This is a genomic window from Legionellales bacterium (assembly GCA_026125385.1).
Taxonomy (GTDB): domain Bacteria; phylum Pseudomonadota; class Gammaproteobacteria; order JAHCLG01; family JAHCLG01; genus JAHCLG01.
In genome coordinates, this window is the sequence record JAHCLG010000011.1 from 31,461 (window position 1) to 53,595 (window position 22,135).

Sequence of the window (22,135 nt, forward strand, 5' to 3'; positions counted from 1 at the left end):
ATATCACTCACCATTCAATGGTGCTTTACGCCCTGTCATAGTAGTTTCGTTTTCCCCATCAGCCAAATTTAACAAAATAAGATTTTCGCACTTGTGCGAAAATCCTGCAAAACTTACAGCTCGTCCCAAAAAACCCATTGCACAATTCAGCCACTGCGGTATCCTAGCTACTTTCTGTAAAATGAAGAAGATGAGCACAATGGAAGAACACTATAACCCAGCCGAAGTGGAAACACGTGTCCAGGACTATTGGCAACAAAAACAAACGTTTACCGTTAAAGAAGATTTAAGTAAAGAAAAATTCTATTGCCTGTGCATGTTCCCTTATCCCAGCGGGCATTTACACGTGGGTCATACCCGCAATTACACCTTAGGCGATGTGATCACTCGCTATCAACTTATGCTAGGCAAAAATGTCTTGCAACCCATGGGCTGGGATGCATTTGGATTGCCGGCCGAAAATGCGGCCATTAAGCATAACGTTCCGCCGGCGCAGTGGACATACGATAATATCCATAAAATGCGCACTCAATTTCAACGTCTCGGTTTTGGTTACGATTGGTCGCGCGAAATTACCACATGCAAACCAGACTATTATCAATGGGAACAATGGCTGTTTATTCAATTATTCAAAAAAGGTTTAGTCTATCGCAAAAATTCGTTTGTCAATTGGGACCCTGTCGATAATACGGTGCTCGCCAATGAACAAGTGGTGAATGGTCGTGGTTGGCGCTCGGGCGCGTTAATTGAACGCCGTGAAATTTCGCAGTGGTTTTTAAAAATCACCGATTACGCCGAAGAATTATTAAAAGGTTTAGACGATTTAACCGAATGGCCAGAGCAAGTTCGCACCATGCAACGTAATTGGATTGGACGCTCTGAAGGCACTGAAATTATTTTTCAAGTTGAAAATTCTGATCAAACACTAGAAGTATTTACTACGCGCCCCGATACCTTCATGGGCGCCACCTATTTAGCGATTGCCGCTCAACATCCTCTAGCAAAATTAGCAGCCAAAAATAATCCTGCCATAGAACAATTTATCGATGAGTGTAATAAAATCAAAGTCGCGGAAGCCGATATGGCGACGCTGGAAAAACGGGGTATCGTCACTCCCTTTAACGCTATCCATCCGCTCACTCAAAAAAAATTGCCCATTTGGATCGCCAATTTTGTGGTGATGGATTATGGCAGTGGTGCAGTGATGTGTGTGCCTGCGCATGATCAACGAGATTATGAATTTGCCCAAAAATATCAGTTACCGATTCAACAAGTCATTGAACCCATCGATAACTCTCCCATTATTTTAGAAGAAGAAGCTTTTACTCACAAAGGTCGCACGATTAATTCTGGTGAATTCAATGGCCTTAATTTTACTGAAGCCTGTGAAGCTATTACCGAAAAACTCAACCAACACAAACAAGGTCGCAAAAAAATTACTTATCGTTTACGCGATTGGGGTATCTCGCGCCAACGCTATTGGGGCACACCAATCCCCATGATCCACTGTAATAATTGTGGTGATGTTCCTGTCTCGGAAAAAGATTTACCGGTATTACTCCCAGAAAATGTTTCTTTTACTGGCGCAATATCTCCCTTAAACAACATGCCCGAATTTTACCAAACCATTTGCCCCGAATGTGGTAATAATGCGCGAAGGGAAACCGACACCTTCGATACTTTCATGGAATCCTCCTGGTATTACGCGCGCTACGCCAGTTTTAATCAAGATAAAGCCATGCTGGATGCCAGAGCTAATTATTGGGTACCGGTTGATCATTATATTGGTGGCATTGAACACGCTGTCATGCATTTACTTTATTCCCGCTTTATTCATAAAGTCTTACGTGATGAAAATTTATTAAATTCCGATGAACCCTTTAAACGTTTATTAACTCAAGGCATGGTCTTAAAAGATGGTGCCAAAATGTCAAAATCCAAAGGCAATACGGTTGACCCCCAAGAATTAATTGATCGTTATGGTGCCGATACCTTACGTTTATTCATGATGTTTGCAGCACCTCCTGAACAATCTTTAGAATGGTCAGACAGTGGCGTTGAGGGTTCTTACCGCTTTTTAAAACGGTTATGGCAATTTGCCTATAAATATCAAACTTTAATTCAGCAATATAATGATCAATACAAAGGTAAATTTAATCCCATTGATTGGGATGAGATTGCTCTCACTCAACAAATCAATGACACCACGTTAAAAACCTTGCGTAATATTCACAAAGAAACGCACGCTATATTAAAAAAAGCCTGTTATGACATGGAAATTTGTCAATTTAATACCGTGGTATCGGCTGCCATGAAATTATTAAATATCTTAAACGATATTCCAAATTCAGATGGTGCCAATGGTCAGAGCAGTGATGCGTATAGCGCCTTGTATAACCGTTTAATTGCTGGTGGCATGAGTATTTTATTGCGATTATTGCATCCAATTACCCCACACATCACTCATACCTTATGGCAAGAACTCGATTACGGTAGCGATATTTTAAAAGCCAGTTGGCCCAAAATTATTAAAAGCGCGTTAAAATCAGAAGAAGTCGATATGATCGTGCAAGTCAATGGCAAATTGCGCGCTAAAATCAGTGTGCCAACCGATATGGATAATACCAATATTGAAAAATTAGCCCTATCCGAAGAAAATGTGCAACGCTTTGTAAGTGGTAAACACTGTGAAAAAGTGATTATCGTCCCTGGAAAATTAATTAACATAGTAGTGAAATAACCATGAAAAAATTTATTTTAAGTCTTTTTTTAGTGTCAAACTTAGTCATGTTATCCGGCTGTGATTTTCAATTACGCGAAAAATCGCAATTAGCTGCGCCCTTGCAACGCATCTATTTAACCTCGCGCAGCCCTATAGGCGATGTCACCAAAGAATTACGCCAAACCTTATTAGGCTCAGGCATTCAATTAGTCGATTTACCGCAACAATCCCGCGTGACGTTAACCGTATTATCCGAATACTATGTTAAATCACAACCCTCTATCGCCTTTAATTCGCCCAGCCAAACGAGTTCCATCACCGGCACCTATTACGCCACGTTCCGGGTCACCGATTATCGCGATAAAGAAATTATTCCTGTGCGTCAAGTTTCAGCCTCTCAAACCTTCACTGCTAACGCCAATCAAGTGTTAGGATCAAACGAGCAAGAACGCACCATTAAAGCAGAATTAGTCCGTGATATTTGTAATCAAATTATTAACCAACTTATGGCAAAAAATACCATTGCACAATTAGAAAAATCCAACGCCACAACCACACCATCCTCATGAAAATAAAATGTGAGGAGTTAACAAGCACACTCACACGCACACTCTCACCCGTGTACTGCATCACGGGTGATGAAATTTTTTTTGTTGAACAAACTCTAGAACAACTTCGCGGTGCGGCATCTGCGCAAGGGTTCAGTGAGCGCGAAGTCTTTTTTATTGATGCTCATTTTAATTGGTCGCATTTAGAAAATAGTGTCGCCCATGCTTCCTTATTTAACCCGCGATCACTGATTGAAATCCGCATGCCAAACAATAAACCCGGAACAGCAGGAGCAGATTTTTTAAAAAATTATGCGTTACACCCTAACCCCAATAAAATTATCGTCATCGTATTGAGCAAACTCGATAGCGCCACGTCTCGTAGCGCTTGGATTAAACAATTGGAAAAGCACGGTGTTATTATTCAAATTTGGCCGCTTACCCCGAAACAATGGCCGTATTTTATTGCTAACCAAACTCAACATTATCAATTAAATATTGCAGCAGCTGGTCTAGAAAAACTGGCTTATACGTTTGAGGGCAATTTATTAGCGCTCGATCAGTGTTTACAACACTTAAAATTATTATACAGCCAACAAACTATTACTCTGCCCATGCTTAATACCATTATTCAACATCAAGCTCAATTTGATATTTTTGCCTTAAGCGATGCTGCGATTGCAGGTGAAGTGGAACGTGTCATCCACATTATGGAAACCCTCCAACAACTTCAAGTAGAGCCTATTTTATGTCTTTGGGCGCTGACGCAAGATATTCGTAAATGCGTTACGCTTCACCAGCATTCTGCTGCTGAATTTACGCGTCTTTGCACGCAGCTTAGCCTTTGGCCACAACGACGTCCTTATTTTCAAGCCGCTTTACGACGCCATAACTTAGCTAGCTGTTTAGCGTTATTGAGCGAATGCGCGCGCATCGATCAACTTTGCAAAGGAATGTTACAAGAAAATGTCTGGATCGCTTTAACCGATGTGAGTTTGCGCTTAGCAGGAAAAAAATTGTGGGTGAATCACGCATGAAAAAAATTATTGCTATTTTAGGGGGTACATTTGATCCTGTTCATTTAGGTCATTTACACATGGCACAACAAGTTTATCAACAGCTCCCTATTGAAGAAATTCGTTTCATTCCCTGTAAAATTCCGGTATTAAAATCCCCAGCGCAGTTTAGCCCAGAGCAACGGCTAACCCTACTGCAACTCGCCCTGCATGATTTTCCTTACTGCAAAATCGATGAACGCGAATTACAGCGTGCGACACCTTCGTATACCGTGCTCACCTTAAAAGAAATTCGCCACGAAATCGGCGTTGAACAAAGTCTTGCTTTTATTTTAGGGAGTGATGCTTTTGCTGATTTTTCTCGCTGGCATGAATGGGAAACCATTTTAAGCCTAGCGCATTTAATTATTATCCCTCGTATGAGTTATAATTTTAGCGATGCTCTTGAAAAACAACCGCCATTAAAACCGAGAATCATTGCTGATCCTCACTATCTAATTCAGCAACCAGCAGGCGCTATTTTTTTTCTCGATTGTCCACAAATGACCATTTCTTCCACAGAAATCCGTCAGTGCTTGGCTAAGCTTGCGCTTGCCAAAAAAAATACTGCAGTTCAACACTCATATCTATCTGCTGAAGAAAAAACAACTTTAGCGGCTTATCTACCACGGTCGGTAATTGATGGTTTGGATCGAGAGCAACTACAAAAATAATTTTAGGCGTAGCCAGATTCTTTTTGATGTCGAAAATAATCACTTGTAACATTTCGGTAGAATACCTTTTTTGCTCTCTTTACCCCAAGTTCGCAGCCAAGTGCTAAGATCATGATTGGTCACATGCAGCCCTGTTGCTTGATAAGATTCCCAAGATCGTAAGGCTTCTTGTTTAAAGCTTGCTCTTTTTACTTCACTATCGAGTTTAATTGAAGTTGTCATCACTAAACCTTAATTTAGTACTTAATATTTATTAATACGTTAGCAGACCGCTTAACTCAGTCCACTAAAAGTTATAATGACATCTTGGGATAATCTGGTTACACTACCCGCAAAATTTATCCCAGAGGACACCCATGACCACCCCGCTTTTAATTGATATTGTGATGCAATCATTAGACGATCTCAAAGCCAATGATATTATTAAACTCAATGTTGCTAAGCTCACCACCATCACCGATACCATGGTGATTTGCAGTGGCACCTCGACGCGCCATGTTAAAGCCTTAAGTGATGAAGTGATCCGCAATGCCAAAGAACAAGGATTTAGCCCACTAGGCACCGAAGGCCAAGACAATGCGCAATGGGTATTAGTCGATTTAGGCGATGTGGTGGTTCATATCATGTTGCCCGACACCCGTGAATTTTATAATTTAGAAAAATTATGGGGCGCGCCAGAATTATCGTCGCAACAAGAATCTGCCGTATAAATCATGAAATTAAAAATTATCGCCATTGGCAATCGCATGCCAGATTGGGTAAATCAAGGGTTTAACGACTACGCCAAGCGCATGCCACGGGATTACCCTGTCGAACTGATTGAAATTCCCTTACAAAAGCGCCAAGACAAGCAACAAATTACTCAACAAATGGAGCGCGAAACCCAGCATATGCTGAAACACATTAAACCCAGCGATCAGGTGGTGGCATTATGTGTGGAAGGCAGACAATATTCTACCGAAGAATTTGCACACAAACTTCAACATTGGCAGTATCATGAACTGGTGTTTTTAATTGGCGGGCCAGAAGGATTACACCCACAAAGCCTTGCACGCGCCAATGAACAGTTATCGCTGTCGAACCTCACCCTCCCACATCCCCTTGCCCGTTTGGTGCTTGTCGAACAACTCTACCGCGCCTGGTCGATTCTCTCGAATCATCCCTATCACCGAGCTTAACCTATTGATCTTGAATATACCAACGCACTTAAAGCAGCGCTTTGGATCTTGAAATGCATTCGGTAGAGTTGCCTGTGAATAGGGGAAACACCCCAAAAATTCACATTGTAAAATTTTTTTTCAATTTAAGGCTTGGCTTAAGTTTCTCTTAAGCTTCGTTTGGTATAGTAGGAACTGTCACAGTGATTTAAAGATAATAACAATAAATTATTGAAAATAACAAAAACAATAAAATAACAACAACAGAACAACAATAATAAAAAAATCACTGTGACATTTTCTTTTTCAACTTCAATAAAAGCCCTATTATGAATTTAGAAGAATTTTACCAATCTTTGAATAACTACCATAAAGCATTTATTTTTTACCTTCTCAATATCAAAGAAAATTTTGCCTATGATGAAGAGATTTTGCCTGAGCAAGAAAATCAATTGATAAGGTGGTTTAAATATTTTGAGATAAAAATATCTTTAATGATTTTAGAAGGAATTATCGATGCCTTTACAGAGAAAGGTGATACACCTCCAATCCAATATCTCAATTTAATGAAAAAGTTTCTTGAAGAAGTAAGCAACCTCATTCCACAAGAAGAAATCGCCAGAACAACGTTTGATCATTATTTATTGCTGATTACTGCTTTCATTCACTTACTTAATGTGGATCCGAGCAATAAAGATTACTATCTTGCTAAAATAGCTACCCTTATTCATCAGAACATTCCTAATGACTATCACATAGAATACAGGCTGGCGCCAAGTTTACTTTCTATAAAAAACCCCTCCCATCGAAATGAACTTTCACAAGCAATAAATCACCACAAAACTTTTCTAAAAATGTCCTATGATTTAAATAATCCAAACTATTTTGAATGTTTAATTAAACATATACATGAAATAACTCAACTATCTACACTCACTTGGATACAACCTCTACTTGAAAGCTCTAACCACAGTATAGAAATAGATGAAGAGCAAATTACCGAACTTCTAAAAATACTTATCTCCAAAAACGATAGTGAAACTCATTTAATTATACAGCATATTCTATTTTTAATTATACAAAAAAATATTGCCAATTCGACCGATAAAAAAGAATCTTTTAAAAAACTATTAACTGATTATTTTTCTTCTTTTGTGAAAACTTATAAAGAAAAACTATCGGAAACCAATTGGAACCAGCTACCAAACTCAATGATAGTTCTCTTTGATATCACCTTTAAACTACTGAATTTAATATCGCCAAATATCAGTATAAATGACTTTAACACCATCATGAGCACCATAGATATAGAATTGTTCTGTATCGAAAACCAAGTGCCAGACATTAAATTATCCTATTATTTATTACGTATTACCTGTGATAAAAGCTTTGAATTGCCAAGTTTAAATAAAACTGATGGTATGATCCATGAGCCAAATGATATTATATTTTCATCTAAATTTTTGGGTAAACAGTTTATCAATCTAAATAAATCACTTATTAAAACACTCAATTCTCTTGCGCCAGAGTCAATTCCGTCAAGTATTTTTTCACTAATACTGCTTAGATCAAACCCTAAAGAAATAATTGAATTTTATTATCAATGTGGGAAAATCAATCAACAAGTAGAAGATTACCAGAAAATTGATGTAGACTATTTTTTTATAGAAAACTACAGAAAAATTTGTTTTATCATGGATTTATTGGGTGATGAAAATGCTATTTATTGCTTGAATAAAAAATTAAAAGACAATCTGTTATCTTTAAATATATATTTAAGTCATCTTCCAGTTTTTCAAGACTCTTTAACACCCAGCCTAAAAGCCACTATTCAAAATATATTAAATAATTTAAACGGCGATGAGTTATTAAATGATATCTTGCACATATTTTCCTTATTGCATTTATATCTAAAAAATATCGATTACGATCAAGAGTCTTTATTGAAAAATTTAGTTTCTCTTGCTGACGTGCCTAATAAGAACCAATTTACTGACATGCTAATGGAAGAAATAATTATACGCCATATGGGCATGAGCACAATAGATAATGACACAAATGATCGCATAAAAATAATTCAATTCTATAATGAATGTTACATGATTAATCAAGAAACAGAGCCTCATAATCGAACCAACTTCATAATATTTTTTGAAAACAGCTTGTGGAAAATTCTTTTCATCAGCAAGTTATTAACCATTAAACACGGTGTTAAAGATATCCAAAAAGCCATTAGTTTATTAAGTAACGAGCGCGGGACACATTCTTTATTGCCTTTAGAGAGATATTTTAAACATATCCGTTTTACAATTTATTTTTTAAATAACTCTTTAGACACAGTATTAAAAAACATAATGGCAAAAATTATGGAATCTACAGATCATAATAAAATATTATCCGAATTTTTGAGCTTGTATCGTTTGTTACTATTATATACATCCTCAGCAGGCTATCCACCCAGCAGCATAATATTAAAAACATACTTACTTGAGCTAGCGGAGAACAGTTCCAGTCTCAAACATTTTAGTCAAAATTTAATGAGAGACATAATCACGATTTTACTTCCAGAAGAAAATTTAACTGATGTTCAAATCACCCAAATATTTGAAAATATCGATGAAAAAAGATTGGTTAAACTATTTTCAGCTTCACAAAAAATGCAAAACGATCAATTTCGTGATGTTTTTTTTAGCTTCTTAAAGCGCGATTTGCTGGGAAATAGTGTTCACCAAGCTCAAGATATTCCTCAATCTCAAGCAATGATAACCTTACAGCAGCATAATGAAAATATCAGAAAAATACTTCTTGAAAACGACATCGATCCCACAGTTGCTTTAAATTATGAACCATGTTTTGAATTCATTGTTTCTGAAGCTCCAACTAGCAGTCTTGAAAATGAAGATAATCAAAAAACGCCATGGATAGTATTATGGAATTATTTTAGACAAATTGATTTAGCTATTTCACAGAGCTTAAGCAATAATCAAAGTCAATTATCAGGACAAAAAAATGACAAAATACTTAAAAAAATACAAGAATATTATCAGAGCCTGTCTAAACAGATTTCTTCTCAGCACTCTGGAGTAACACCAACTAGCGAACACATTTTCTCGACACTTACTAGGGAAAATAATAAGCAATTATTAATAAAAGCCAATAAAAAAATAACTGGTTTTTTAGAGGAAAATCCCACAACATCTCTACGTGAGTTCATGCAGCATTATAACCAGCAAATAATTCTTATGGAGGAAAATTTTCAACATACAACCACCTCTAAAAAAAACAGAAACTCGACAAATTTTCATTATTTTAGAGCATTACAATGGAAAAAATCCGATCCTGATACATTATTCCTGGGTGACTATGTTGGATGCTGTCTTGCGACTGACGCCCCGCAATTCCCAGCTATGATACAACGTAGAATGGATGATGCGATGTTATTTCATGTCGTTATCGACCTAGGCACTCAAAAGCCATGTGCACTCATTTGGCTTTATCTTGCTACTACCTCTAATAATCAAATCGTTTTAGTGGCTAATTTTTTTGAGGTCAATGCCAAATATGGAAGTAAAAAATCATTACGCTTGGGGATTTTAGATGGTTTATTAAAGTTTACCGAACAATATTTAAAGGATAATCCCAAAATTAAAAATTTTTATATGAATAAATTAACCTATGGTTGGAACAACGGTGATTTAAATGCGTATTCCACTGAAATCACTACTACTCTTAATGATAAAGTGGGAGGTGGATTAACCCTCAGAAAAAATGCTGATCATCTAAAAACTACCGATACATATTATCTTGTATCACTGAAACCAAATACTACTTTCCATATTTTTTCAGAGGAAATACTGAATAAATCAATTAACATAACATGTATCAATGTGCGAGAAAAAATTACCGCATCCATTCAGGAACACATTAATCAAAACCCCAACTCTCACTCCCTAAATAGTACAAAAGATCATATTATTAAAAAATATATATTTCAGCTTAGCTATTTTTTCAAATCCCCATTGAATCAAAATGAACAACTAATAGCACTGATCCGCGAACAATATGAATTTTGTTTAAAAAGTTCTTCCTTACAGATTTATCATCGCAACTTCTTATGCAACTCATGGAGCAACGCCAATATCTCAGCGCCTCCTTCCGATACTCCTAACACTCAAAGTTATTGCAATGAACATCGTTTAATAAAGCAATTCAGAAAATAAACTTACACTTTAACACCCATGAATTGAAGTTGGAAGCAGTAATAAATTGTAGGTTATACTCAAAACGATTGGATTTTAGGCGAGGCGCCGAGTTAAAGATACGAAGAAGTGTATACTGAATACAATCCCTCCGTAGCTTTAACTCGGCAACAAAGCCTAAAATTCAAGCGTGAAGAGTATAGATTAAGCAACGTGATACTCAACATGCTTGAAGACGCTATCACCACAAAAAGTAAAAATGCCTCATCTTCTCGTTGGCAAAACCCTTCCAACCCATTACAATTTTCACCAATCTCATCCTGTCACAGGTTAAGTCATGACAACCAAACCTCAATTCGATATTGCCATTATCGGTGGTGGCATTAATGGTACGGGGATAGCGGTGGAAGCGGCTTTGCGGGGATTATCGGTATTGTTATGTGAGCAAAGCGATTTAGCCAGTGGCACTTCTTCAGCGAGTACGAAATTAATTCATGGTGGTTTGCGCTATTTAGAACACTATGAATTTCGTTTAGTGCGCGAAGCCCTCAGCGAGCGTGAAGTTTTATTACGTAAAGCGCCCCATTTAATTTACCCATTAACCTTTATTTTACCGCATGCCCAGCATTTACGATCGAAATGGCTGATTCGCGCGGGTTTATTTTTATATGATCATCTGGGTAAGCGCAAATTTTTAAATAAAAGTGCCATGCTTTCGCTAAAACATCATCCTGCAGGAACTTTATTGCAGCCAAGCTTTACCAGCGCTTTTCAATATACGGATTGCTGGGTGGATGATGCGAGATTAGTGATTGCGAATGCCATGCAAGCGCGCGATTTAGGCGCTTCCATTCACACCTACACACAGTTTGAAAAGATCGAACGCTTTAACCATCATTGGCAACTCACCTGTGTTTCATCCCAGCAAGTACGCACCCAATATTCGGCAAAACTATTAATTAATGCCAGTGGTCCCTGGATTTCTCAGGTACAACACGATTTATTGCATTTACCCACTCACCATACCACGACACTGAGTAAAGGCAGTCATATTATCGTTAATAAATTATTTAACGAAGAGTTTGCTTTTATTTTACAACATGACGATAAGCGCATTGTCTTTGTGATCCCTTATCAACAGCATTTTACTCTGATTGGCACGACCGACGTGGCTTATACGGGTGATCCACGCAACGCTGCGATCACTCCAGACGAAATTGATTATTTATGTGCGATCACCAATCAATATTTACGGACACGCTTAACATCACAAGATGTGCGTTTTAGCTATGCGGGAGTACGCCCACTCCTGCAAAATCAAGCAGAAAATTTAGCGCAATTAACTCGGGAATATGCCTTAGAGCTTAATACCGAACAAGCACCTTTATTATCGGTATTGGGCGGAAAAATCACGACGTATCGTCGACTTGCTGAAGAAGCTTTCCATAAAATTCACACTTTTTTTCCCGAAGCCAAGCTAACCTCTTCCGAAAATCTTCCGTTGCCTGGTGGAGAATTTAATTACTTCGATCGCCAAGGGTTTATTCAGTCGTGTCTTAAAACTTACTCCGCATTTCCACCGCATTTTATCCTGCGCCTCTTGCAGCAGTATGGTACAAATATTTCAACTGTGTTAAAGAAGGCTACACAATTAAAAGATTTAGGCCGTGATTTTGGCCACTCGTTATGCGCGCAAGAAATTGACTATTTAATCCAGCACGAATGGGCACAAACCGCTGAGGATATTTTATGGCGCCGTACCAAACTCGGTTTGCATTATACCCCAGAGCAAAAAGCACAATTACAAAACTACTTGGCAAACTTGTAAAATCAAAATTGGTAGCGTATAACTAGCGCTTTGTTAATTAGTAAGGTAGTAACTTTAGTAATGAATGGGCACACATGGTATAGCGCCGTTTGTCAAGGCGCAATGAATCTTTGTGATCATATTGAATATCTAAATAAAATTAATATATTTCCCATTGCCGATGGCGATACTGGAAATAATTTACAATCGCTGATGCGTAGCCTCTTAGATTATGGGCAGGCCAATGAATCGTTTTATCTCACGGCGGAATCGCTGGCTAAAGCGGCGTTAATTGGCGCTCGCGGCAATTCTGGCACCCTGCTCTGCCAATTTTATTTTGGCTTACTTAATCCTCAACAAAAACCTGCGGTGATTAGCATTACTGAATTTTGTGATAGCGTAATTAATGCCGCTCAATCTGCAAGACAAGCCATAGAAAATCCAACCGATGGTACCATGCTCAGTATTTTTGATGCCTGGGCTAACGGTTGTAAACAAAAATTACGCCATTGTAAAAATTTCCAAGATTTTTTTAATCACACCATGGATTTAGTCCAAAAAGCACTAAACAATACTCAATATCAACTGGATATTTTATCTCGTGCTGGTGTGGTAGATGCTGGCGCGCAAGGCATCGTATTTTTTATTCAAGGGATCACCGATTATTTTAATCAAAATTTTTATTTTCAAAAAAGCCAAGCACAACAATACCAAGTCAGTGAAAAACTTCATGAAGTCACGACAAAACCTCAATTTCGTTATTGCAGTGAAGTGATCGTAAATCATTTAACTTGCTCCATCGATGAAATAAAAACTCTGTTACGCCCGTTTGGCGATTCATTGGCGATCGCTGGCGATTCTCAGCAAGCGCGTTTTCATTTTCACACCAACGATCCTCATGTATTCATAGAAATACTCGAGAATCATGCAGATATTAAACAGCAAAAAGTCGACGACATGCTCAAGCAATTTGAATTGCAAACAATGCCTCCACAAAAAATTGCGCTCGTTACCGACTCCAATGCCGATATTCCCCGCGAATTACTCGATAAATATCATATTCATGTATTACCCTTAGAAGTATTTATTGACGATCAAGCCTATTTAGATCGTCTCACCTTACAAAGCGATCGGGTATATCAAGCATTACTGCAAAAAAAACGTTTACAAACCTCAAGCCCAAGTACTCTGGTGATTGAAAAACAATTAAGCTTACTGGCTAAACATTATGAACAAATTTTAATTATTCCCATCGCCAAACAATTAAGTGGCACGTACGATCGCATTAAAGGCGTTGCCGAGAATTTGGGCTTAAATTATCATATTGTCGATAGTCGCTTAAGTTCCATTGCCCAAGGATTATTAGTATTAAAAGCGGCGGAATGGATAGCACAACAACAACCACTGCCCACTATTCTTAAACAGCTTGAAACTTTAATTAAAAAAACCCGTATTTATGTTGCAGTCGAAGATATTAATTATATGATACAACTCGGTCGTATCAGTCATACGGCTGGTAAGATAATTAATTTATTGCGGTTAAAACCAATTATTAGTTTATCTCCCGAAGGTAACGGCAGGGTTTATGGAAAAGCGATTGGCTTTAAACGCGCTTTTAATAAAATAAAAAAAATTGCCATCCAATCCAAACCGCAACGCTATGCTATTGTTCATGCGAACAACGATTCCGCAGCTCAACAATTAGCTATGGAATTAACTCACTCATTAAATCAGCCACCGGAATACATCATGCCCGTATCCAGTGCCATCGGCATTCATGCAGGCCCCGGTTGTATTGCCGTGGGTTTAATTGAGGAAGGTGTATGATTATTGCCATTTTTTCCGTGGTATTATTTTTTCATGTAGTATTTTTTTTAGCGCTCAAACTCCAGGATAATAGTATTGCCGATATTGCCTGGGGATTGGGCTTCATTCTATTTTCAAGCGTATTGTATTGGCAAAGCGACACACCCAATCCAACATTACTCACTATCACCGTATTAATTGGACTATGGGGCATGCGATTATCCCTGCATATTTTGTGGCGCAAGCGCGGTCAGGGGGAAGATTTTCGCTACCAAGAATGGCGAAAACAATGGCAACATTTTTTTAAATTAAAAACGTATTTAAAAATTTTTATGTTGCAAATGTTCATTCTGTTTTTTATTGCGCTGCCTTGTACGGTTAGCTATTTATTCCCGCAATCACTCACCTTAAGCGCTGGGTTTGGAATAACACTCAGTGTAATCGGTTTAATTTACGAAGCATTAGCCGATTATCAACTCGTCATGTTTAAACGCCACAACAAAACTACGCAAAAAATTATCACCACAGGTTTATGGGCATATTCAAGACATCCGAATTATTTTGGGGAAGCCTGTTTTTGGTGGGGGATCGGCATCATGAATTTAAGCAATGACTATTGGTATTTAAGTTTGTTAAGCCCCATCATTATCACTGTGCTTTTACGATTTGTATCGGGTGTGCCCTTGCTAGAACAAAAATATCAGCATAATATAGAATTCCAGCGTTATAAACGCAGCACGTCTTGTATGCTACCTAATCCATTTAAAAGGAAAGAACATGAAAGATCTTAAAACGATACTCATTGCTACCATAGTTTTTTTATTACTCGATGGAATTTGGTTAGGTTTTGTGGCCAAACAACTCTATATCGATTCGATAGGGCATTTATTACGTTTAGAAAATGGTTCGATTAAACCGGATTGGTTGGGTGCATTAGTGGTTTATATTGCATTGATTGCAGGCCTAGTGATTTTTGTTTTACCGAAATCCACCAGCATCCCTTTTGCATTGTTATGGGGTGCATTATTTGGCTTTGTCACTTATGCCACCTATGATTTTACGAATCTTGCCGTACTCTCCAACTGGCCACTAAAAATTTCTATCATTGATGTGCTGTGGGGTATGACTATTTGCGCAGTTACCAGTGGTGTCTGCTATGCCTTAACTCGATAATAATAATACTATTTGCATTCATAAATTGATATGGGATAATGCCGGTTGGTTTACCAAACGAAAGTTCATCGCTATGTCAAAACGCATGACTATTATGATCATTGTTCTAGTGATTGTTTTCGGCGGAATAGTCGCCTACAACTTTATTCGCTCCGCCATGATTAAACATTTTTTTGCGACGATGAAAATGCCTGCTGTGAGTATTTCTGCGAGTGTGGCCAAAGTTCAAGATTGGCCACATGAAATTCCGGCTGTCGGCACGCTGCTGGCGGTAAACGGTGTCGATGTTAGCTCGCAAGCCGCAGGACAAGTCACTGCCATTCATTTTCATTCTGGCGATGTAGTGACTGCTGGACAATCGCTCATTCAACTCGACGATAGCGAAGATGTGCAAACACTCAATAATTTTCAAGCACAATTACAACTCGCCAAAATTAGTTTTGATCGCCTAAAAACCTTGGTTTACAAAAATGCTTCTTCAAAATCCGATCTCGATCAGGCGAGTTCGCAATTAAAACAAGCGCAAGCGCAAGTCGATAAAACGCAAATCTTAATTAATTATAAAAATATTAAAGCCCCGTTTGCGGGAAAAGTGGGAATACGCCATGTTAATTTAGGGCAATATGTTACTGCAGGAGAAACGTTAATTTCCTTGCAATCGCTTAATCCCTTATTTGTCGACTTTAATTTACCCGAACAAGCCTTAAGAAATATTCACACCGGTCAAGCGATTAAAGTCGTTAGCGATGCTTATCCTAATAAAATATTTACCGGTAAAATCACCGCCATCAATTCGCAGGTGGATATTAATACGCGCAATATTTTAATTCGCGGCGAAATTGCCAACGACGATAATTTATTATATCCAGGCATGTTTGCCAACGTAAATGTGGTGTTGCCCACCCAAAATAATGTCATCACCATTCCACAAACCGCGGTCACCTATAGTTTATATGGCAGCTCTGTCTATGTAATTAAAGAAAAAGTCGATCCTAAAACGCAAGAAAAACAAAAAATTGCAGAACAAGTTTATGTTTCCACGGGTGATGAACGTGATAATCGCGTCGTGATTACAGAAGGCATTAAAGCAGGCGATGAAGTTGTGACCTCAGGACAATTAAAATTAGCCAACGGCACGCCCGTCACCATTAATAATTCTGTTAACCCCGAGACTTTAAAATTCCATGAAACGCTTTACTGATTTGTATATCGAACGTCCTGTTCTTGCCTGCGTCGTCAGTTTATTAATTTTTTTATTTGGCTTACGCGCTATGGATAGTTTAACCTTGCGGCAATTTCCGCAAGTCGAAAATACGGTGATTACCATTACCACCGCGTATCCTGGTGCGGATGCCAAATTAATCCAAGGGTTCATTACCACCCCAATTGAAAAATCCGTCGCCAGTGCCAATGGTGTCGACTACATTACCTCCGATAGCGATCAAGGCATCAGCACGATTAAAGCCTATATTCGTTTAAATGCTGATCCGAACCAAGCCTTTACCGAAATTATGAGTAAAGTCGCGCAAGTTAAAAATATCTTACCGCGCGAAGCGCAAGATCCCGTCATCAGCAAAGACACGGGATCGCAAGTGGCGTTAATGTATGTGAGTTTTAATAGCGATCAAATGTCTGCCATGCAAATCACCGACTACATTTCTCGCGTGGTGCAACCAGAAATTGAAACGATTCCAGGCGTGGCTGAGGCGCAGATCTTAGGCGGAAAAACCTTTGCCATGCGTATTTGGTTGAACCCCAAACAAATGGCCGCACTCAATGTGACTGCAAGCGATGTCAGTAATGCGCTACTTAATAATAATTTCCAATCTGCAGCCGGCAGCACAAAAGCGCAATTAATTGCTTATAGCATTAATGCCCAAACTAATTTAACCACGGAAAAAGAATTTGGAAATATTGTAGTGCGTGAAACGAATAATTCCCTGATTCGTTTAAAAGATATCGCAACCATTTCCTTGGGTTCTGAAGATTATGAATCGAACGTAACTTTTAATGGCAAACAAGCCATTTTTATTGGCATTCAAGGCACACCTGAATCCAATCCACTGACGGTGATTAATCAAGTTCGCGCAACGTTACCAGAAATTGCCAAATCTTTTCCACCCTCGCTGCACGTCAAAATTGTTTATGATGCGACAAAATATATTAGCAGTTCCATTCATGAAGTGATCACGACGATTTTAGAAGCCACGATCATCGTAATTTTAGTGATTTTTTTATTTTTAGGATCATTGCGATCAGTCATTATTCCTGTGGTCACCATTCCTTTATCTTTAGTCGGTGTTTGCACTTTCATGTTATTCATGGGTTACTCCATTAATTTATTAACCTTGCTAGCGATGGTATTAGCGATTGGCATGGTGGTGGATGATGCCATTGTGGTGGTAGAAAATATTCATCGCCATATTGAACATGGCGAATCGCCCTTACAAGCAGCACTGCATGGCGCGCGCGAAATTGCGCTACCCGTTATCGCCATGTCAATTACCTTAGCCGCAGTTTATTTACCCATTGGATTTACCAGCGGTTTAACAGGCGCACTCTTTAAAGAATTCGCATTTACTCTAGCAGGTACTGTGATCATTTCCGGCGTGGTTGCTCTCACCCTATCACCCATGCTTTGCGCAAAATTATTAAACAAAGAACAAAATAATGGGAAATTTGTTCAATACATCGATCAAAAATTTGATCGCTTGCGCGTATTTTATCAAGCACGCTTACACAATACTTTGGATAATCGATCTGTGATAGTAGTACTTTGTGTTGTGGTATTTTTTAGTATTGTATTTTTATACACGCATACGCAAAAAGAATTAGCTCCCGAAGAAGATCAAAGCGTATTATTCATGGGCGGGACCGCACCGGAATATGCTAATAGCGATTATGTCAAAGCATTTACTTCGCAATTAAATCCTTTGTTTAAAAAAATATCCGCCATGCAAGATTATTTTGTGATTAATGGCATGCAAGGAGTGAATAGTTTTTTTGCGGGAATGATTTTAAAACCCTGGGATGAACGCAAAGAATCACAAAAACAAGTTTCAGCCGCCATTCAAAAACAAATTAATTCTATTGCTGGTGTCCAAGTTGGCGTATTTCCCCTGCCCTCCCTGCCCACGGGAAGTAATGGTTTGCCTGTGCAATTTGTGATAACCACCACCGGCAGCTATAGCCTGTTATACCAAATCACCGAAAAATTATTAGCACGCGCGCAACAAAGTGGACGATTTTTATTTGTGCAAAGCACTTTGCAATTCGATAAACCCGAATTAAATCTCACGATTAATCGCGATAAAGCGGGTGATCTGGGAATTAATATGCAAGATATTGGCAATAGTTTAGCAACCTTACTGGGTGGCAATTATTTAAATTATTTCAGCTTAGAAGGACGCAGTTATAAAGTAATTCCGCAATTAGCGCGCCAATATCGTTTAAATCCGCAACAATTAAACCAAGTCTATATTACCACTCAAAATAAACAATTAATTCCGCTCTCGACATTAATAAAATTAAATTTTACGGTACAACCTAACACCTTAAGTCATTTCCAACAATTAAATTCTGCGACGATTCAGGGCTTGCCAATGCTCGGCTTATCCATGGGCGATGTGTTAGAATGGTTACAACAACAAGCACAAGAAATTTTACCCAAAGGCATGACCTATAATTTTGCGGGCGAATCACGATCGTATGTTACCGAAGGCAATACCTTAGTCAGTGCCTTTATTTTTGCGATTATCGTAATTTTCTTAGTGTTAAGCGCACAATTTGAAAGTTTCCGTGATCCGTTAATTATTTTAATCAGTGTGCCCATGTCCATTTGTGGCGCGCTCATTCCCTTAAACTTAGGTTTAGCCAGTATTAATATTTATACTCAAGTTGGATTAATTACATTAATTGGCTTAATCTGCAAACATGGGATTCTCATGGTGCAATTTGCCAACGAGTTGCAACGCGATGAAGGTTTATCCATCCGCGACGCCATTGAAAAAGCCGCCAGCATTCGCCTGCGCCCCATTCTCATGACCACGGCGGCAATGATTTTAGGCGGACTGCCCTTATTACTCGCCAAAGGCGCAGGCGCTGTCAGTCGCTTTGATATTGGTTTAGTGATTTCCACCGGTATGTTAATTGGTACTTTATTCACTTTATTTGTTGTTCCTACCGTCTATACTTTTTTAGCCAATCGGCATGTTGTCGAAAAAGGGTGAGATCACCAAACAACGCGTTTTGTTACACGTCCTTGTGAATACGAACATTCAAGGCGCTTTGATTCAAAATAAAGGGTTTAGCGAGCGTTTTCCTGCTGTAAGCAGTAATTGACCACCAAGTCCTTTTCCTTGAATCGTGACGTTTGTTAATAGCCTCTTCACGCCAAATGGGTAAGCTCATGATTGCTTTGGTAATGCAAAGGCTGCTGCCATCAGTTTTTTATTAGGTGCAGGTGGATTATCTAAAAGCTCCAAGACATGCAGACTATCCCACATTGAGCTACCCCCCACCCATAAAAAATGGATTTAATTTTGTGAAAAGATAGCCTAATCTATACGGCATTTAAGTGAGGAGAGTAAGCCGTGGAGATGGAAATCAAGCGAGTGGATCATTTAGGAGTGTTAGCGGGAGTTATTAAAGACTTGCGGCTCGTTGAAGCCATCGATGAGAGGCTTAAGAAAGACTTGAACGAGCAGGAAAATATTACGGCAGGTGAAGCGATAGCGGGCATGATTTTGAATGGTCTTGGGTTTTCGGATAAACCCCTGAGCTTAACGCCAAATTTTTTTGAAACCAAAGCATTAGAACTATTATTTCGCCCTGGAGTAGAAGCTTCCTATTTTAATCGTCACAAGTTGGGTAAGGTATTGGATAGCGCACATGATTATGGGTGTGAGCAACTCTATATTGAATTAGCATCGAGGTGTTGCATTCAAGAAAAACTTGATTTGACGTATACCAGTTTAGATACGACGTCATTTTCATTGGATGGAGAATACACAGAAGGGAGTGATGAACATACGATTAAAATAACGCATGGGTATTCAAAAGATTGTCGACCGGATTTAAAACAGGTTATACAAGAGTTATTAGTGAGTCAGGATGGAGGAGTTCCATTGATGATGAAAAGCTGGGATGGGAATGCCTCAGATAATATGATTTTTCAGCAGCGAGCAGAAATGTTGATAGAACTATTTAAAAAATCGGATTTACCGCACTACTTAATTGCGGACTCTAAATTATATACGGAGTCTAATGCAATTAATTTAATTCGATTATCGTTTATAACGCGCATACCAGGGAATATTGCCGAGGAAGGCCGTGCGATAACAGAAGCCATTGCCTGTAATCAGTGGACGGTGCTGGATAAGAAAAACAAATACTTTGTCAAGGATATCATTCATTATAATATGGCACAGCGTTGGATTGTGGTCAGGTCAAGTGAAGCTGAGCAACGGGCTAGAAAGACGTTAGAAAAAGCGATTAAGAAAGAGTATGAGAAAATAGAAAAAGAATTATGGCATTTTTCAAATCAGGCTTATCACTGTGTAGAAGATGCGGAGAAGGCGTTAACGAAAATGAGTCAGAAATTTCGTTATCATAAAATTGATAAAACGACCATCAATCAGAAGTTGAAATATCATGGGTTAGGTAGGCCGAAAAAGGGTAGCGAGCCGAGTACAATTGAATATTTGGTCACAGCGAGTGTGATTGAAGATACGCAGACAATACAATCGCTCTTAGAACAACGTTCCTGTTTTGTGATTGGAACAAATATTAATAGCGAGTAATTAACTGCGTCTGAAGTGATTGCTGGGTACAAACGCCAAAATGGAAGTATTGAAAATTTGGGTTTTCGATTTTTAAAAGATCCAATTTTTTTTGCCAGTTCATTATTTTTGAAAAAGCCAAGTAGAATAATGGGATTATTAATGGTGATGACATTATCGCTTTTAGTTTATTCTATTGCTCAACGGAGAATAAGAAATAGTTTAGAAGAAAATAATGAAACGCTACCGAATCAAATTAATCAACCCATTAAGAATCCCACCATGCGCTGGATCTTTCAGATGCTGGATGGGATTGATTATGTAAAAATAAAAATAGAGGGAGTAACAAAAATAATGATACACGGAATGACCGATTTAAAGAAAAAAATTATTCTATTGATGGGAGAGTCGGTTGCCACTATTTATGGCTTTGTACAAAACAACACATTATTAGAATGCCACATTGAAAACGTTTACTCGCTTGAAACAATTAAGAAATTAAGTCATTAAACCTATTGGATGGCGCGAATGATTTTTAATGTTTTTTCAAAAAACTCAGCATTAAACTCCGCGAACTATCTGAAAAACCCTGCACATTCTATCTCATTCCCGCTATCGCTTTCCCGGGTTGTTCCGCGTCCAAATTTTAACAGTAATTAGGTGATATTTTGTATCTTAATTTATTATAAATTGGGTCTAGTTTTTCTCGCTCGCCTTATTTCTGTTCACTTGGTTCTTTCTTAAGCCTTTCATCGATGGTTTCAACGAGCCGCAAGTCTTTAATAACTCCCGCTAACACTCCTAAATGATCCACTCGCTTGATTTCCATCCCCTCAGCTTACTCTACTCACTTAAATGCCGTATTGATTAGGCTATCTTTTCACAAAATTAAATCCATTTTTTATGGGTGGGGGGTAGCTCAATGTGGGGACTATCATTTTCAGACAACGCTATATGTTCGTTTTCGTCAATCACCTTTTGCGCTGCTGATACAACGTTTCGTATGACAAACTCTGTCAAATTAGTATGCTGCAAAGTAGTTGCGCGTATCAGTAGGGCTTTTTCATTTGACGCGATACGCAATGACATTCGGCCATTGGTTTCTACGGGTATTTGAGGCATTTATAGGCGCTCCTTTGGTAAAATTAAATAGTTAACCAGCAATTATTTTTTTAAAATTTTTACGACAAAATAGCCACAAATCCGATATTATT

General features: G+C 38.4%; 18 protein-coding genes. 15 read left to right on the forward strand and 3 right to left on the reverse strand.

What is annotated here, in order from left to right; genetic code table 11:
* Positions 1–199 precede the first annotated feature (199 nt).
* The 4 genes from leuS to nadD are packed head-to-tail and all read left to right on the forward strand — an operon-like array spanning position 200 to position 4,999.
* Entirely contained in the window at positions 200–2,740 is a 2,541-nt protein-coding gene (gene leuS / locus KIT27_05995) for a leucine--tRNA ligase (protein MCW5589199.1), read from the forward strand.
* A gap of 2 nt (positions 2,741–2,742) precedes the next feature.
* Positions 2,743–3,291 carry a hypothetical protein gene (locus KIT27_06000; GenBank protein ID MCW5589200.1) on the forward strand — a complete coding sequence of 183 codons (549 nt, stop codon included), beginning with the start codon at positions 2,743–2,745 and terminating at the stop codon, positions 3,289–3,291.
* Positions 3,288–4,307: a DNA polymerase III subunit delta gene (gene holA, locus KIT27_06005; protein ID MCW5589201.1), complete on the forward strand. Its 1,020-nt coding sequence runs from the start codon at positions 3,288–3,290 to the stop codon at positions 4,305–4,307. The genes KIT27_06000 and holA overlap by 4 nt, the downstream gene beginning before the upstream one ends.
* The gene (nadD, locus tag KIT27_06010) at positions 4,304–4,999 is read left to right on the forward strand and encodes a nicotinate-nucleotide adenylyltransferase (protein MCW5589202.1); all 696 of its coding nucleotides are present in this window, start codon (positions 4,304–4,306) and stop codon (positions 4,997–4,999) included. Before holA ends, nadD begins: the two co-directional genes overlap by 4 nt.
* A 39-nt stretch (positions 5,000–5,038) precedes the next feature.
* Here nadD and KIT27_06015 read toward each other — a convergent pair whose 3' ends face one another.
* Positions 5,039–5,221: a hypothetical protein gene (locus KIT27_06015; protein ID MCW5589203.1), complete on the reverse strand. Its 183-nt coding sequence runs from the start codon at positions 5,219–5,221 to the stop codon at positions 5,039–5,041.
* Positions 5,222–5,355: 134 nt separating this feature from the next.
* Here KIT27_06015 and rsfS point away from each other — a divergent pair, with 134 nt between their 5' ends.
* The 11 genes from rsfS (at position 5,356) to KIT27_06070 (ending at position 21,431) form a co-directional block, all read left to right on the forward strand.
* Complete coding sequence (rsfS, locus tag KIT27_06020) at positions 5,356–5,709, forward strand: ribosome silencing factor (GenBank protein MCW5589204.1); 354 nt, start codon at positions 5,356–5,358, stop codon at positions 5,707–5,709.
* Positions 5,710–5,712: 3 nt separating this feature from the next.
* Positions 5,713–6,177 (forward strand): 23S rRNA (pseudouridine(1915)-N(3))-methyltransferase RlmH, encoded by a 465-nt coding sequence (rlmH, locus tag KIT27_06025; protein MCW5589205.1) that lies wholly within the window; start codon positions 5,713–5,715, stop codon positions 6,175–6,177.
* A 308-nt stretch (positions 6,178–6,485) separates the two neighbouring features.
* Positions 6,486–10,376 (forward strand): hypothetical protein, encoded by a 3,891-nt coding sequence (locus KIT27_06030; protein ID MCW5589206.1) that lies wholly within the window; start codon positions 6,486–6,488, stop codon positions 10,374–10,376.
* 316 nt (positions 10,377–10,692) lie between these two features.
* Positions 10,693–12,183 carry a glycerol-3-phosphate dehydrogenase gene (gene glpD / locus KIT27_06035; GenBank protein MCW5589207.1) on the forward strand — a complete coding sequence of 497 codons (1,491 nt, stop codon included), beginning with the start codon at positions 10,693–10,695 and terminating at the stop codon, positions 12,181–12,183.
* Positions 12,184–12,243: 60 nt separating this feature from the next.
* Complete coding sequence (locus KIT27_06040) at positions 12,244–13,989, forward strand: DegV family EDD domain-containing protein (protein ID MCW5589208.1); 1,746 nt, start codon at positions 12,244–12,246, stop codon at positions 13,987–13,989.
* Complete coding sequence (locus KIT27_06045; GenBank protein ID MCW5589209.1) at positions 13,986–14,759, forward strand: DUF1295 domain-containing protein; 774 nt, start codon at positions 13,986–13,988, stop codon at positions 14,757–14,759. The genes KIT27_06040 and KIT27_06045 overlap by 4 nt, the downstream gene beginning before the upstream one ends.
* Positions 14,746–15,141, forward strand: a complete 396-nt coding sequence (locus tag KIT27_06050; GenBank protein ID MCW5589210.1) for a DUF2177 family protein — start codon at positions 14,746–14,748, stop codon at positions 15,139–15,141. The genes KIT27_06045 and KIT27_06050 overlap by 14 nt, the downstream gene beginning before the upstream one ends.
* Before the next feature lie 73 nt (positions 15,142–15,214).
* Complete coding sequence (locus KIT27_06055) at positions 15,215–16,342, forward strand: efflux RND transporter periplasmic adaptor subunit (GenBank protein ID MCW5589211.1); 1,128 nt, start codon at positions 15,215–15,217, stop codon at positions 16,340–16,342.
* Entirely contained in the window at positions 16,326–19,370 is a 3,045-nt protein-coding gene (locus KIT27_06060) for an efflux RND transporter permease subunit (GenBank protein MCW5589212.1), read from the forward strand. Before KIT27_06055 ends, KIT27_06060 begins: the two co-directional genes overlap by 17 nt.
* A gap of 363 nt (positions 19,371–19,733) precedes the next feature.
* Positions 19,734–20,942, forward strand: coding sequence for an IS1634 family transposase (locus KIT27_06065; protein ID MCW5589213.1), 1,209 nt, complete (start codon positions 19,734–19,736; stop codon positions 20,940–20,942).
* 15 nt (positions 20,943–20,957) lie between these two features.
* Positions 20,958–21,431, forward strand: coding sequence for an IS1634 family transposase (locus KIT27_06070; protein ID MCW5589214.1), 474 nt, complete (start codon positions 20,958–20,960; stop codon positions 21,429–21,431).
* A gap of 205 nt (positions 21,432–21,636) precedes the next feature.
* Here KIT27_06070 and KIT27_06075 read toward each other — a convergent pair whose 3' ends face one another.
* Positions 21,637–21,750 (reverse strand): DUF4277 domain-containing protein, encoded by a 114-nt coding sequence (locus tag KIT27_06075; protein ID MCW5589215.1) that lies wholly within the window; start codon positions 21,748–21,750, stop codon positions 21,637–21,639.
* A gap of 59 nt (positions 21,751–21,809) precedes the next feature.
* Entirely contained in the window at positions 21,810–22,043 is a 234-nt protein-coding gene (locus KIT27_06080) for a DUF1778 domain-containing protein (GenBank protein MCW5589216.1), read from the reverse strand.
* Positions 22,044–22,135 lie beyond the last annotated feature (92 nt).

What these genes read in the sequence shown, in the direction of transcription:
- leuS (MCW5589199.1), top strand. Translation starts at nt 200, where the DNA reads ATGGAAGAACACTATAACCCAGCCGAAGTGGAAACACGTGTCCAGGAC.
- KIT27_06000 (MCW5589200.1), top strand. Translation starts at nt 2,743, where the DNA reads ATGAAAAAATTTATTTTAAGTCTTTTTTTAGTGTCAAACTTAGTCATG.
- holA (MCW5589201.1), top strand. Translation starts at nt 3,288, where the DNA reads ATGAAAATAAAATGTGAGGAGTTAACAAGCACACTCACACGCACACTC.
- nadD (MCW5589202.1), top strand. Translation starts at nt 4,304, where the DNA reads ATGAAAAAAATTATTGCTATTTTAGGGGGTACATTTGATCCTGTTCAT.
- KIT27_06015 (MCW5589203.1), bottom strand. Translation starts at nt 5,221, where the DNA reads ATGACAACTTCAATTAAACTCGATAGTGAAGTAAAAAGAGCAAGCTTT.
- rsfS (MCW5589204.1), top strand. Translation starts at nt 5,356, where the DNA reads ATGACCACCCCGCTTTTAATTGATATTGTGATGCAATCATTAGACGAT.
- rlmH (MCW5589205.1), top strand. Translation starts at nt 5,713, where the DNA reads ATGAAATTAAAAATTATCGCCATTGGCAATCGCATGCCAGATTGGGTA.
- KIT27_06030 (MCW5589206.1), top strand. Translation starts at nt 6,486, where the DNA reads ATGAATTTAGAAGAATTTTACCAATCTTTGAATAACTACCATAAAGCA.
- glpD (MCW5589207.1), top strand. Translation starts at nt 10,693, where the DNA reads ATGACAACCAAACCTCAATTCGATATTGCCATTATCGGTGGTGGCATT.
- KIT27_06040 (MCW5589208.1), top strand. Translation starts at nt 12,244, where the DNA reads ATGAATGGGCACACATGGTATAGCGCCGTTTGTCAAGGCGCAATGAAT.
- KIT27_06045 (MCW5589209.1), top strand. Translation starts at nt 13,986, where the DNA reads ATGATTATTGCCATTTTTTCCGTGGTATTATTTTTTCATGTAGTATTT.
- KIT27_06050 (MCW5589210.1), top strand. Translation starts at nt 14,746, where the DNA reads ATGAAAGATCTTAAAACGATACTCATTGCTACCATAGTTTTTTTATTA.
- KIT27_06055 (MCW5589211.1), top strand. Translation starts at nt 15,215, where the DNA reads ATGTCAAAACGCATGACTATTATGATCATTGTTCTAGTGATTGTTTTC.
- KIT27_06060 (MCW5589212.1), top strand. Translation starts at nt 16,326, where the DNA reads ATGAAACGCTTTACTGATTTGTATATCGAACGTCCTGTTCTTGCCTGC.
- KIT27_06075 (MCW5589215.1), bottom strand. Translation starts at nt 21,750, where the DNA reads ATGGAAATCAAGCGAGTGGATCATTTAGGAGTGTTAGCGGGAGTTATT.
- KIT27_06080 (MCW5589216.1), bottom strand. Translation starts at nt 22,043, where the DNA reads ATGCCTCAAATACCCGTAGAAACCAATGGCCGAATGTCATTGCGTATC.